Genomic DNA, 12,208 nt, shown 5'->3' on the forward strand with positions numbered 1-12,208 from the left:
TTAAAACATAAAAAACCATTCACCTTCACAAATTAATCCGTACACTTGGGCTTCTTTATTCATGTCCCAATACAATTCAATTTGATTAAAACTCATACCCATTTCTAAATAAGAAATGTAAATGTTTAGTATTGTAAATAAGATTAAAACTAAAGTGATTAACCTGTAGGAATAAATTATAAATTTATTGTTATTTGAAATCTTTATAATTTTTAAAATTATTAATCTCAATCCAATTAAAATTATTGTCCAAAATAAAGTATTCAAAATTATTCCGGTTAAACTAAAATAATATTCTAAGGAACTTCCTAAAGATTCTTGTTTAAAGATGAAAGGATTTCCGTAATAATCAGGAAACATTTCGTTTGAACCTTTACAAGTATATTCAACACCAAAAAGTAAAGACAAACCAATTCCTAATCCAATAAAAATTAAGGTGAAATATTTAATAATGTTTTTAAAGTTCAAAATAAGTTTTGGTAATTACTTATGAATTTATTTTGCTATAGTTTTTTATTCTTTTCTATTTCAGTTAGATTTTGATCAATCATTTTCTTTTCAGCTAATCGCTCACCTTTCCAGAAAAACCTTTTTCCAATCTTTTTTAAATGTTTATGCCATTCAGAATGAGTTGTTAATTGACCTTTTCGTTTATTTCCCATTTGTTAAAAATATTAAACTTTCTTTTATGAATTATTTCAAAACTAATAAAGAAAGTAGCCTACAAAAGACAAAGTTTAGAAAATTAGAAAAAAAGTGTGAAATTTTGAATTGATGAAACAATTTTCAGAATATTCCTGAACTAACTCTTATTTGTAACCTTTGTTAGCATTAGTTTTTCTCTTTTAAAGAAACTAATTTTTGAAGTAATATGTCTAATCCATCATATTCAAATTTACAAAAAGTAAATTCTGTTTCTTTATCATTAATTTTTAAATAAATTTCAAAACCATGCTGTTCAGCGAGAATTGTTCCACATGGCCTTTTTTTGCTTTTTTTTCCATTAATTTCGAAATCTCTAACTAATTTAAGAATATTTTTGTTTGCGGTTTGAAATCCTTCAAATTTTCTTTTCGGATTTGATGATATATGACAAAAAATGAGTTTTTCTGCTTTTACATTAATTAATATTTTTCCAACATAATTTCCAAGACAACCTATTTGTTCACGATATTTAATTTCAATATGAATTGAATCATTTTCGTTTATATTAGAACTAATTATTTCTGAAAATATATCTTTTTCATCTATTTGCGATGAGCAAACATTTATAAAGCAGAATATTGCTATTATTATGAATAGATATTTTTTCATAGAATTAAACATAGCATTTTACAGCTAACCTTATTGGCAGCGATTAAAGACTTGCTATAACAAATATAAGTTATTTTGGTTGCCTGTGGCTTTCCGTAGGAAAATCTTATCTCGAGTCATTGAGGCTAACTGCTGTTAGTAGTTCGTACTTTTTTATTCAAATTTCTGGATGTAATTGTCCTTCCACATTCTCTTTGCAAAATTTAATATTTTTGGATGTGATTTCAAAAAATTATCATCAATTTTATATTCACCTCCAAATTTTGAATTACCAAAATCTATTAAGCTATTACCTCTAATTGTATGTTTATTTTCTCCTTCATACATAATGATTTTCATTTCTAAAGAACTTACATCAGAAACACATCCTTTTTGATACATTGACCAAATTTCCGTAATTCCGTTATTATTTAAATCAGTAAATAGATTTGTATTGTCTAAAAAGCCTATAATTAAATCAAAGTCACAATTTTTTTCAAAATCTTGAATTTTCCAATTTAATTCATACTTATTGCTAGTATTGTTCAACAAGAAGTTATATACATAAATACTCTTATCAAATTCATGCTCAATGAACTTAATTTTCTCACTTTGTGTTTCTTCGGTTTGGGTTAAAAGTACTATTTGATTACCTATCTCATCTTTTAGTTTAGTAGCTTTAATAAAATTGCCTTTAAAAGTTAATTCTTTGGGTAATTCATTTACAGAAATATTTTGTGTTGAAATTTTGTTTTCATATTTATCATTTTCAGATAATTTTGAATCATTATTATCAATTTTTTTTTGATTACAACTAATGAAAAATAATAATAATAAAATTGCTCTAATTTGCCTTAATTTCATGTTTCTGTTTAGTATGACTACTAACGACCTGCTAAACGCAGTTCTATGATTTTTGCGTAAATATAAGAAATTTGTTGAGCAATTATCCGATTAAAGGACTTCCGCTTACCAATCGGATAATTGATTGTCCAATAGTAAACGTAGTTTACGTAATTGGTTCAAATTTCGGTTATTGGGAGCAAAAATTATAGGACCAAATTGCATTTAGCTTATGTTAGTGTTATTTCATTATAGTACAACGTCATATTTTGCATTGTCATTATTCTTAAAAATGACCGTCTCAATTAGTCTTCCTAATTCTGCTGCTTTTTTGATGTCCGCATTTACATTCAATCTGAGCACAGGTGCAGGATTTTTTGATTCATATCGAGGTTGGTTGCCGTAATCTGTATCAGTTGTTTCAATTCCATTCTGATTTGCAAATTCTCTCAATGATTCTATATAGGGCAATTGCTCTAATATCATTGCTTCAAATTCAATTTGTAATTTATTTCCTTCTTTCATGAAATATATGCAGTCAATGCCGTTCGAGGTGATTCCAATAAAATCAAATTCTGTTTTACCTGTCTGTAATAAATTAAGTTGACCCTCTAATTCGTCAATCTTAATTTGCTTTGCAATTAAGATTGTATTATTCGAGTTATTATCATTGCTACTATTTGGGTTACTATCATTACGACTATTGCAACCAAATAATTCAAGAAAACCACTTATTATCCCCATAAATATTATATTTTAGTCATTTATTCGAGTAGTCTTTATTCCCACTAACGACCTGCTAAACGCAGTTCTATGATTTTTGAGTAAATATAAGAAATTTGTTGAGCAATTATCCGATTAAAGGACTTCCGCTTACCAATCGGATAATTGATTGTCCAATAGTAAACGTAGTTTACGTTATTGGTTCAAATTTCGGTTATTGGGAGCAAAAATTATAGGACCAAATTGCTTATAGCTTATGTTAGTACACGTTTTCCCTCGATGGGCAGTTAAAGCTGTATTATAGCAAATATTCCAAGCAATTTGGTTTAGCAGGTCGTTAGAACACATTTCTTTTGGGGTGGGATTTAGCGCAGCAAAATATAGCAACAAAAGTCAGCTTTAGCTGAATGTGTTCTAACGGTTTAGCTATGAGCAGTAGCATCCCGAAGGGCATTATTGCTTATAGGTTTTGTTGGCAATAGTTAATTCGTTTGATTTTTGAATTTCATCTGCATGTAAATTGAAGAAGACTTGGCATCAGTAAAATGAATGATTACGGTCGAATCATTTTTCCATGCTACATCTAATGGTCCCCAATTTTTTGAAAGTAAATCTATTGGATCGAATTCGAATAGTTTCTTAATCTGACCTTCATCTATATTTAAAAATTGAATACCGTTTGGTGTCCATCCTGCACCAAGATCAATCGCAAAATTGACAGTTGATGAAGCACTCAAATTGGTTGAGAAATTTTTCCCAAATAGTACTAATTCATTACCGTTTCTAGCGTCTATTGCAATAGGATGTCCTGCCTCTAACCAATTTTCCCAGACTACATATAGGTTTGTGGTTGGATCGAAATGTTCGAATGAATATCCATAAAACTGCTCATCTTCTATAGGTTTTCTTAGATTATGGAATTGACCATTATTTAATTTTAGATCTAATGATTGATTTGACAACTCGGATAATAGTTCTCTCTCTATACACTCACTTTTATTCAGTTGCTCGGTATGAGAGTCCAAACTCTTAAAATATTCGAACTCGGTTTTATATGATTCACTAAAGTAAAGATCATATCCTTGATGTTCATGTTTTTCAATCTCAGTATGGTTTGGGTATATTTTTTTTAAATCTAATCCTAGAAAATACAATTCGTTAGATTCATTTCTGATTACCAATGAATTATTGAATAACATAATTGAGTCAATGAAGATATCTTGAACATCTCTCTCGAGACTTTCATCATATGAAATTTCATATATTTCTTTTCTCCAAAGTTCTTTTTGACTTTCAATATCGATTGCTATTATTTCATTTAAAGAAGAAACATATTTGATTTTATCAACTATAACTGGTGAAACCGACTTTGGAGGAAGTCTTTTTTGATTAGAAACTAATGTTTCAGCACCTTCAACTTTTAATGGTTGTTTTTGTTTCGATTCAGAACAACCAAAGATGATGAGGCAGATAGGGATTAATTTTATACAATTCATATTTTGTTCATGTAATTATTGCCAACGACCTGCTAAACGCAGTTCTATGATTTTTGCGTAAATATAAGAAATTTGTTGAGCAATTATCCGATTAAAGGACTTCCGCTTACCAATCGGATAATTGATTGTCCAATAGTAAACGTAGTTTACGTAATTGGTTCAAATTTCGGTTATTGGGAGCAAAAATTATAGGACCAAATTGCTTATAGCTTATGTTAGTACACGTTTTCCCTCGATGGGCAGCTAAAGCTGTATTATAGCAAATATTCCTAGCAATTTGGTTTAGCAGGTCGTTAGAACACATTTCTTTTGGGGTGGGATTTTGCGCAGCAAAATATAGCAACAAAAGTCAGCTTTAGCTGAATGTGTTCTAACGTTTAGGTATAACCGTCAGTTACGGGTTAATATGCGCTTATTTTCGGTTTGGCACGGACTTTAGCAATTCCGAGTGGATTCGGACGTAGTCGAATCCGCCGTAATTGCGGTTATACATTGTTGTGTGTAGTTTTTTTTAATCGGTTAATTATTTTTCTCGCTCTACTTTCCACATTTTTCCATTCCCATAATTCAGGATTCCCAAATTCAGGATTTGTGCTTTCCCAGTTTTCAGCTCGTTTTTTTGAATTTACGGAAACTCTACATTCAATTCGGTTTTCTCCGTTTTGTAAGTCAAACTGAATAAAGATTATTGCCCAACCATCTATTCGATAGCGGAAAGTTTTTCCGTCACAATATTTAGGATTTAGCTTTATTTTCGACGTAAAGAACTTGCCTTTCGATTCAGGATTATAATTTCCAAATCCGAAATGCATTTTTCCATTCGCTATTCCATTGTCAAAATAGTCTTGGAATTCAGAGATATTGTTTATTCGAACTATTTCTTTTTCCATTTCAGAATATGATTCATAGAATTCATTTTTAGAGTCCGAAAGAATGAATTCAATCAGTTCAAAAAGTTGATTCTTATCTATGATTTCTGTTCTCTGCATTAGTTTTTCTCAAATTACACACAACGACCTGCTAAACGCAGTTCTATGATTTTTGAGTAAATATAAGAAATTTGTTGAGCAATTATCCGATTAAAGGACTTCCGCTTACCAATCGGATAATTGATTGTCCAATAGTAAACGTAGTTTACGTTATTGGTTCAAATTTCGGTTATTGGGAGCAAAAATTATAGAGCCAAATTGCTTTTAGCTTATGTTAGTACACGTTTTCCCTCGATGGGCAGTTAAAGCTGTATTATAGCAAATATTCCAAGCAATTTGGTTTAGCAGGTCGTTAGAACACATTTCTTTTGGGGTGGGATTTAGCGCAGCAAAATATAGCAACAAAAGTCAGCTTTAGCTGAATGTGTTCTAACGTGTTTGTGTATGATTAGTGGCGTGTTTAAGCACCTAATTTAGCAAATAAAACCGAATAGAAAATCCGCGAGTATTTTTGCAAGTAGGCGATAACCAGCCATTAATTATACACGTTGTTGCCCACAGTTATTTTTTACGAGTTCTATAATATAAATTCCAAGTTCCTGAATTTGATTCAACAATGTCTGGTAATCCATCATTATTTAAATCTCCTATTTCAATGTTATAAGTGTCATCTTTTAAGTCTTCTCGCAAACCAATTTCTATAAACGAGCCATCTTTCTGGCCTAAATAAATATAATTCCGTTCTTCTGAATTTCCCTCAACAATATCTAAATAGCCATCTTGATTTAAGTCTGCTACTTTTATTGATGAAGTCTGACGTTCTTCTTTGAAAACGAAAACTCGCTTATAAGTCAAATTTTTGTCGCCAAAATAAATGCTATTTTTTGAACCTAAATTTCCTGTTACAACATCTAAAAATCCATCTTTGTCAAAATCTCCAATATCAATAGAACGGGTTTCATCTTTTTCATTACCAAATTCTATTACTTTTAAAAAATTCTGTTTTCCGTCATTTAGATAAATTTTGTTTTTACTTTGTCTTTCTGCTGTAATTAAGTCTAAAAATCCGTCTTTGTTTATATCTACGATTCTTGTTTGAATTGTTTGGTCAGAATCAGATCCAAAAGTGATGATTTTTTCAAAATTTCCTTTTCCGTCATTAAGGCAAATTTCGTTTACGGCTTTTCTATTTGAAAGTATTAGGTCAAAATCTCCATCGTTGTCAATATCTGCTATTTCAAGATTTCTTGAAGGTGCTAAAGATCCAAAAGAAATTTCATTGTCAAAGCTGTCATTTGCAGAACCAAAATAAATTTTATTCGGAATATTGTCGTTGGCTACGGCTATGTCTACAAATCCATCATTATTGAAGTCAGCACTTTTTAAAGCATATGAAGCATCAAGGATTTTTCCGATGGGTTGCGCTGTTTTAAAACCTCCTTTGCCATCATTGTAATAAATATAATTCTGTTCTGCCCAATGTCTGCCATTTGCAACAAGCGCATCTAAATCTCCGTCGTTGTCAATATCGTATAAGGTTATAGAAGCTGTTCGGTTTGATTGTGTTCCAATTGAAAAAAATCCATCGGCATTAAAAAATGTCACTTCTTGAGAGAATCCATTAAATGAAATTGTCAATAAAGTAAGTAATAATATTAGCGTTCGAATCTTTTTCATAATTGTGGGCAACGACCTGCTAAACGCAGTTCTATGATTTTTGCGTAAATATAAGAAATTTGTTGAGCAATTATCCGATTAGATGACTTCCGCTTACCAATCGGATAATTGATTATCCAATAGTAAACGCAGTTTACGTTATTGGTTCAAATTTCGGTTATTGGGAGCAAAAATTATAGGTCCAAATTGCTTATAGCTTATGTTAGTACACGTTTTCCCTCGATGGGCAGTTAAAGCTGTATTATAGCAAATATTCCAAGCAATTTGGTTTAGCAGGTCGTTAGAACACATTTCTTTTGGGGTGGGATTTTGTGCAGCAAAATATAGCAACAAAAGTCAGCTTTAGCTGAATGTGTTCTAACGGTGGCGGTATGAAACGTTGCGCATTTTGGAACACAAACTTATCAGCCCGCTAAGCCGTTGATTAAATGTTATTTTGTTCAAATATAGCACTATCTGCGCAATGTTTTATGACCGCGTGTTATGGGCTGGTTATCTTAAACTTATCTTCATAAATCCGAATATACTCTTGGTCTATTTTTCCTCGATTATTTTTAGCCATTTCTTTTGCCCACTTATTAGCTTCATCTAATCCGTAGTCTGCAAATTCTTGCGCAATGTTATATTTTCCAATCTTTAGGTTAATTTCTTTTAAAATCCAAGCAAACTCAATCATATTTGAGATAAAGCAATTTTTTATCAAACGATAGTCTCTTTTTTTGAGGTCTTTAACTTTTATCTTATCAAATGGTTTTGGAAAATCCATAAACGAATTGTAAAACTTTGTTCCATGTTTCTCAAACGATTCCCAAATTTGATTTATCGATTCAATATTATCTGCTTCACTATCCCTAAAATTCCAGTGATAATCACCATCTCCTTTGGGTGATAGTCTTTTCCGAATCAAACATGATGCATATGTAATTTTGTTCACGTCAACATTATCTTGTGCTAAATCGGGAATAAAGTCAAAGTGAATTGCAGTCTCACAACATACTGACCCACCATACCATGCTCCTTGAAATCCAAAAACTTTTACAATGTGATTATCTTCTACTTTTCTAAAATGAAAGCCAGAACCTTTCCAGCCAAGTTCTCTAATCTTTGGAGCAAAATGTTTGGTAACAAGTTTTTTAAATCCAGCCGCATCCATAATTAACTCTCCATTGTTATGTGGTCAAGTTGTCCTTTACTATTTACCTTAACTACTAATAAGTACTGTGAAACTTCCTCGTCTGTAACAAAATCAAAAATTACATACTCGTCATTGTCTTCGGGGTAGAATCCAATCCGTTTAAGTTTGATTATTGATAGAAGTTGTTCCTCTCTCGATAATGATTTATCCGAATCTGAAAGAAGACTTTCAAGTTCATCATTGTCCAGCTCCTCTATATGAAAAGCCAGAAACTCCTTAACATCTTCACCCGATTTATAGTCGTTTTTAATGAAGTCATTTACTTTTAGTAAAATTCCATCCAAATCGTCCAAAATACTTTTTAGATAATCAAGATTTGATTCATTGATTTTAGTTTCCTGAAAGTTTATGTCTAACTGCACAGAATTTCCTTTAAAATCAATATCAACTTCATAATAATCAGTCAGGTTTTGTAAATCAATTTCGTTAAAGTATTTAAGTTTCATTTTTTTAATCCATTTAGTTTAATTATTTGCAGGATGTTTTCTTAACTTGCCCATAACGTTTCAGTATAACCGTCAGTTACGGGTTAAATATACCAAAAATTTCTGTTCGTCACTGACCTTAGCAATTTCGAGTGGATTCGGACGTAGTCGAATCCGCCGTAATTGCGGTTATACATTGTTGTATGCAGTTTTTATTCAATTCCTCCCATTTTGAATATCCGAATGTTTAATTCAAAATCAGATTTTAGTTTGTTCAATTCTGTTTTGTTCAATTCACAAATATTTTTTGAAAATAATTTTTCTGATTTCAATTCAGCTGCCTCTAAATAACCCAATGCGATTCTGCTTAATACGTCATTCATTTTATAAAAAGTATTGCCTCTGAAAGTCAAATCTATCCTAGGATATCGTAGTCTTATGTCTGAATCGAATTCAGTATTTGGCTTAAAATTCCGGTAAAACTCAAAAACATTTTGCTTTAGTTGTAATTGGCTTTTTTGCTCTTCATCAATTTCAATTCTAAAACTGTCTTCAACAAAAGATGTAAATCCACTTCCAGTACTTCTTACAAGTGGCATAAGTCCAATTTCAATTCCATTGATTTTTGAGTACGGGAAAATGTTGGAATAAATGCTCATACCATATTCCGATTTTTCAATTCCATTAAGAGCGTTTGGTGATTTTAATTGAACATTTGATTCCGAAATATAATCATTGATGTTGTTAATTAGTTCAAGTGGGATTCTCCAATTATTTTTTGGATTAGTAAGTAGTTCTCTCTCATTTTCGCAAGTCAATTTATACAGTTCGGATTGACTGTCAGCGTTTGATTTTGAATTATTACAATTTAAAATAATTCCTAATAGTATGATGTAAATAATTTTTTTCATCAAATTGCATACAACGTTATGAGGCTTGCTCTCAGTGGCGTTGAACCAACACCAAGCCATTACAAATATAACAAAACATTCCATTCAGCAGCGGATTTTCCGCAGGAAAATCCGGAAGTAGCCATTGAAGCAAACCGCTGTTAGCTACAGTTTTTATTCTGTCATTATATATCCAGCTCTTGTTTTCAATTTATTTGGTTTAAACATAAAAGATATACTATTTATGTTAACATCGGTCAATTCATTAAGAGTTTTATAGTCAGTAAAAATTTCACAAGCGACTGCTGTAAAATAAAATCTTTTATCTACGGGATTAAAAAACAATTGAATTCCTCCATCATAGGTGTTTTCTACTAATTCAACATTTGGAAACAATTCAGTCAGATAATTCAATTTCAAATTCAGTTTTTCTCCGCTAAATGCTAAATAAGTAACAGGTTTATCCGTTTCAGTATTCTCTAAATCAGGATTTATCGCAACGTAATTTAAATTCGTGTTTTTGGGAATTAAGAATTTCGAGCCTCGTTCATTTCTTTTGTATTTCTTGTTTTCAGAGCCTAAAAATTCCGAAATAGTTTTTGTCGATTTAGAATTACGATTAGATAAGAATTCAGTTATTAAAATTAACCATTCTTTTGACGTTGTATTATTTATGTTTTTAGTTTCAGTCACGGTTTTTCTCAAATTGTAGCTAACGACCTGCTAAACGCAGTTCTATGATTTTTGCGTAAATATAAGAAATTTGTTGAGCAATTATCCGATTAAAGGACTTCCGCTTACCAATCGGATAATTGATTGTCCAATAGTAAACGTAGTTTACGTTATTGGTTCAAATTTCGGTTATTGGGAGCAAAAATTATAGAGCCAAATTGCTTTTAGCTTATGTTAGTACACGTTTTCCCTCGATGGGCAGTTAAAGCTGTATTATAGCAAATATTCCAAGCAATTTGGTTTAGCAGGTCGTTAGAACACATTTCTTTTGGGGTGGGATTTAGCGCAGCAAAATATAGCAACAAAAGTCAGCTTTAGCTGAATGTGTTCTAACGTCCCGCCGGCTTTAAGAAGTGGCGGACTTTTTTTACTGATGTTTACAAATATACCGAAAAGTCTTAAAGAAAAAAGCTGAATGAAAAGAAGAAATATAAGCACCAAACCATTCCAAATAATCACCAAGCCCCGCCATTTCTTAAAACCGCTGTTAGCAGTTGTTTCTTTATTTAGTAATTATTGAGTAAATATGTCCATATAGATAAGTTGAATCTTTTTCCCTTTTAACCCAATTCATTTCAGAATACTTTTTAATCTTTTTGGGGTTAACTTTAGCAAATTCCATGATTCCAACAATTTTATCATTGATAAGATGTAGATACATTGGTTGACCTTTGCAGTACAAAAGCATTCTATCTTCAAAGGAAATTATTCCTTCTTTTGCGTCATCACCAAAAATTTCAACCATAATCTTAGATTCTTTTGAAAAGCTATATGGATTGATAATTTCTTTGTTGAAAAAGTTTAAAGAATGATCAATTTCAGAAAATTTTCCTATAGGTTTTCCATTGTATACAATTAGAGGATTTTTATTTACAAAACCTGATTCTATTTCTTTTTCTGTAAACTGGATCAACGTTGTTTTTCTTTGTCCCAATTTGTTTTTGAAACCAGTACATAATAAGATAATTGATAAAATTACGAATAGTTTTTTCATAACGTTTTTTTGAAATAACTGCTAACGGTTCTTGGCTAGCTGATGTTGTGGTGTTTTGTTACTAGCCAAACCAAATATACGAATACTTTCGGATTTTCGGAGAAAATTCGGAAGTAGGCGAGAAGCCACAATAACAGCTAACCAATGTTGTAGTACGTTTTTATTCATTTTTATCAAATCCAATAAGTATTTGACATAATTTATAAAACTCACTTTCATTTTCGGGACTCCATCTAATTACAGCATGATAGTTTCTTTCTGTACAATAATTTTTGTTAATTGAAATTGCTTCTAATAACCAATTTGAACCATCCAAGCCGCTTCTTTTAATTCTGGTTGGTAAAGTCCAAAAACATGTGTTTTTTATTTGATTTTCAAATTTATTCCATTCTTTTTCTGTTAGTTGTCTTTCATATTTAATGTTAATACTGTCATTTCCATCAAAATATTTATAATGTTTCTTAACAGTTAGTTTATAATCTCTAACATTCTGTTCAATTTTATAGACAAATGTTGAACCACTCATGATATCTTTATTTGAAAATCTGTATATATTTTTCTTTTCAAATCTAATATCATTTTCTTCTAAGTCAGATAAATATTTATCCCAGTATTTTTTATTTATTGAATTTATAGTATTTAAAATGCTATCATTTTTTCTGAGAATCTCATCATCTATTTTACAATTACAATTATTTTGACAACTGAAGTTTAGTAAAATTACTATAAAAAATATGTATATTCTGAAATTCATAAAATGTACTACAACGACCTGCTAAACGCAGTTCTATGATTTTTGCGTAAATATAAGAAATTTGCTGAGCAATTATCCGATTAGATGACTTCCGCTTACCAATCGGATAATTGATTATCCAATAGTAAACGCAGTTTACGTTATTGGTTCAAATTTCGGTTATTGGGAGCAAAAATTATAGGTCCAAATTGCTTATAGCTTATGTTAGTACACGTTTTCCCTCGATGGGCAGTTAAAGCTGTATTATAGCAAATATT

The 12,208-nt window shown here is 30.8% G+C and carries 14 protein-coding genes; all 14 read right to left on the reverse strand.

Annotation, left to right across the window (positions count from 1 at the left end):
• The 14 genes from KK2020170_RS08370 to KK2020170_RS08435 all read right to left on the reverse strand — a co-directional run bounded on the left by KK2020170_RS08370 (position 1) and on the right by KK2020170_RS08435 (position 11,951).
• On the reverse strand, positions 1–468 hold the full coding sequence (locus tag KK2020170_RS08370) for a hypothetical protein (protein ID WP_221257882.1): 468 nt from the start codon (positions 466–468) through the stop codon (positions 1–3).
• A gap of 35 nt (positions 469–503) precedes the next feature.
• A complete protein-coding gene (locus KK2020170_RS08375) occupies positions 504–662 on the reverse strand; it encodes a hypothetical protein (RefSeq protein WP_221257883.1) in 159 nt (52 codons plus the stop codon).
• Between the two features lie 169 nt (positions 663–831).
• Positions 832–1,314: a hypothetical protein gene (locus KK2020170_RS08380; protein ID WP_221257884.1), complete on the reverse strand. Its 483-nt coding sequence runs from the start codon at positions 1,312–1,314 to the stop codon at positions 832–834.
• Between the two features lie 153 nt (positions 1,315–1,467).
• Positions 1,468–2,157: a M949_RS01915 family surface polysaccharide biosynthesis protein gene (locus tag KK2020170_RS08385; RefSeq protein WP_221257885.1), complete on the reverse strand. Its 690-nt coding sequence runs from the start codon at positions 2,155–2,157 to the stop codon at positions 1,468–1,470.
• 228 nt (positions 2,158–2,385) lie between these two features.
• Positions 2,386–2,880 (reverse strand): hypothetical protein, encoded by a 495-nt coding sequence (locus KK2020170_RS08390; RefSeq protein ID WP_221257886.1) that lies wholly within the window; start codon positions 2,878–2,880, stop codon positions 2,386–2,388.
• A gap of 461 nt (positions 2,881–3,341) precedes the next feature.
• Positions 3,342–4,355 carry a hypothetical protein gene (locus tag KK2020170_RS08395; protein WP_221257887.1) on the reverse strand — a complete coding sequence of 338 codons (1,014 nt, stop codon included), beginning with the start codon at positions 4,353–4,355 and terminating at the stop codon, positions 3,342–3,344.
• Between the two features lie 485 nt (positions 4,356–4,840).
• A complete protein-coding gene (locus tag KK2020170_RS08400; RefSeq protein WP_221257888.1) occupies positions 4,841–5,344 on the reverse strand; it encodes a hypothetical protein in 504 nt (167 codons plus the stop codon).
• 501 nt (positions 5,345–5,845) lie between these two features.
• Positions 5,846–6,961, reverse strand: coding sequence for an FG-GAP repeat domain-containing protein (locus tag KK2020170_RS08405; protein WP_221257889.1), 1,116 nt, complete (start codon positions 6,959–6,961; stop codon positions 5,846–5,848).
• A 481-nt stretch (positions 6,962–7,442) separates the two neighbouring features.
• The gene (locus KK2020170_RS08410) at positions 7,443–8,114 is read right to left on the reverse strand and encodes a DUF4304 domain-containing protein (RefSeq protein WP_221257890.1); all 672 of its coding nucleotides are present in this window, start codon (positions 8,112–8,114) and stop codon (positions 7,443–7,445) included.
• 2 nt (positions 8,115–8,116) lie between these two features.
• Positions 8,117–8,602, reverse strand: coding sequence for a DUF2004 domain-containing protein (locus KK2020170_RS08415; protein WP_221257891.1), 486 nt, complete (start codon positions 8,600–8,602; stop codon positions 8,117–8,119).
• 191 nt (positions 8,603–8,793) lie between these two features.
• A complete protein-coding gene (locus tag KK2020170_RS08420; protein ID WP_221257892.1) occupies positions 8,794–9,492 on the reverse strand; it encodes a hypothetical protein in 699 nt (232 codons plus the stop codon).
• A 153-nt stretch (positions 9,493–9,645) separates the two neighbouring features.
• Positions 9,646–10,176 carry a hypothetical protein gene (locus KK2020170_RS08425; RefSeq protein ID WP_221257893.1) on the reverse strand — a complete coding sequence of 177 codons (531 nt, stop codon included), beginning with the start codon at positions 10,174–10,176 and terminating at the stop codon, positions 9,646–9,648.
• Between the two features lie 529 nt (positions 10,177–10,705).
• Entirely contained in the window at positions 10,706–11,197 is a 492-nt protein-coding gene (locus KK2020170_RS08430) for a hypothetical protein (RefSeq protein WP_221257894.1), read from the reverse strand.
• A 160-nt stretch (positions 11,198–11,357) separates the two neighbouring features.
• Positions 11,358–11,951, reverse strand: coding sequence for a hypothetical protein (locus KK2020170_RS08435; RefSeq protein ID WP_221257895.1), 594 nt, complete (start codon positions 11,949–11,951; stop codon positions 11,358–11,360).
• Positions 11,952–12,208: the final 257 nt, after the last annotated feature.

The organism is Flavobacterium okayamense, assembly GCF_019702945.1.
Taxonomy (GTDB): Bacteria; Bacteroidota; Bacteroidia; order Flavobacteriales; family Flavobacteriaceae; genus Flavobacterium; species Flavobacterium okayamense.

Excerpts from the sequence above, each read along its gene's own strand:
- KK2020170_RS08380 (WP_221257884.1), bottom strand. The coding sequence starts at position 1,314 with ATGAAAAAATATCTATTCATAATAATAGCAATATTCTGCTTTATAAAT.
- KK2020170_RS08415 (WP_221257891.1), bottom strand. The coding sequence starts at position 8,602 with ATGAAACTTAAATACTTTAACGAAATTGATTTACAAAACCTGACTGAT.
- KK2020170_RS08405 (WP_221257889.1), bottom strand. The coding sequence starts at position 6,961 with ATGAAAAAGATTCGAACGCTAATATTATTACTTACTTTATTGACAATT.
- KK2020170_RS08390 (WP_221257886.1), bottom strand. The coding sequence starts at position 2,880 with ATGGGGATAATAAGTGGTTTTCTTGAATTATTTGGTTGCAATAGTCGT.
- KK2020170_RS08435 (WP_221257895.1), bottom strand. The coding sequence starts at position 11,951 with ATGAATTTCAGAATATACATATTTTTTATAGTAATTTTACTAAACTTC.
- KK2020170_RS08420 (WP_221257892.1), bottom strand. The coding sequence starts at position 9,492 with ATGAAAAAAATTATTTACATCATACTATTAGGAATTATTTTAAATTGT.
- KK2020170_RS08430 (WP_221257894.1), bottom strand. The coding sequence starts at position 11,197 with ATGAAAAAACTATTCGTAATTTTATCAATTATCTTATTATGTACTGGT.
- KK2020170_RS08395 (WP_221257887.1), bottom strand. The coding sequence starts at position 4,355 with ATGAATTGTATAAAATTAATCCCTATCTGCCTCATCATCTTTGGTTGT.
- KK2020170_RS08385 (WP_221257885.1), bottom strand. The coding sequence starts at position 2,157 with ATGAAATTAAGGCAAATTAGAGCAATTTTATTATTATTATTTTTCATT.
- KK2020170_RS08410 (WP_221257890.1), bottom strand. The coding sequence starts at position 8,114 with ATGGATGCGGCTGGATTTAAAAAACTTGTTACCAAACATTTTGCTCCA.
- KK2020170_RS08400 (WP_221257888.1), bottom strand. The coding sequence starts at position 5,344 with ATGCAGAGAACAGAAATCATAGATAAGAATCAACTTTTTGAACTGATT.
- KK2020170_RS08375 (WP_221257883.1), bottom strand. The coding sequence starts at position 662 with ATGGGAAATAAACGAAAAGGTCAATTAACAACTCATTCTGAATGGCAT.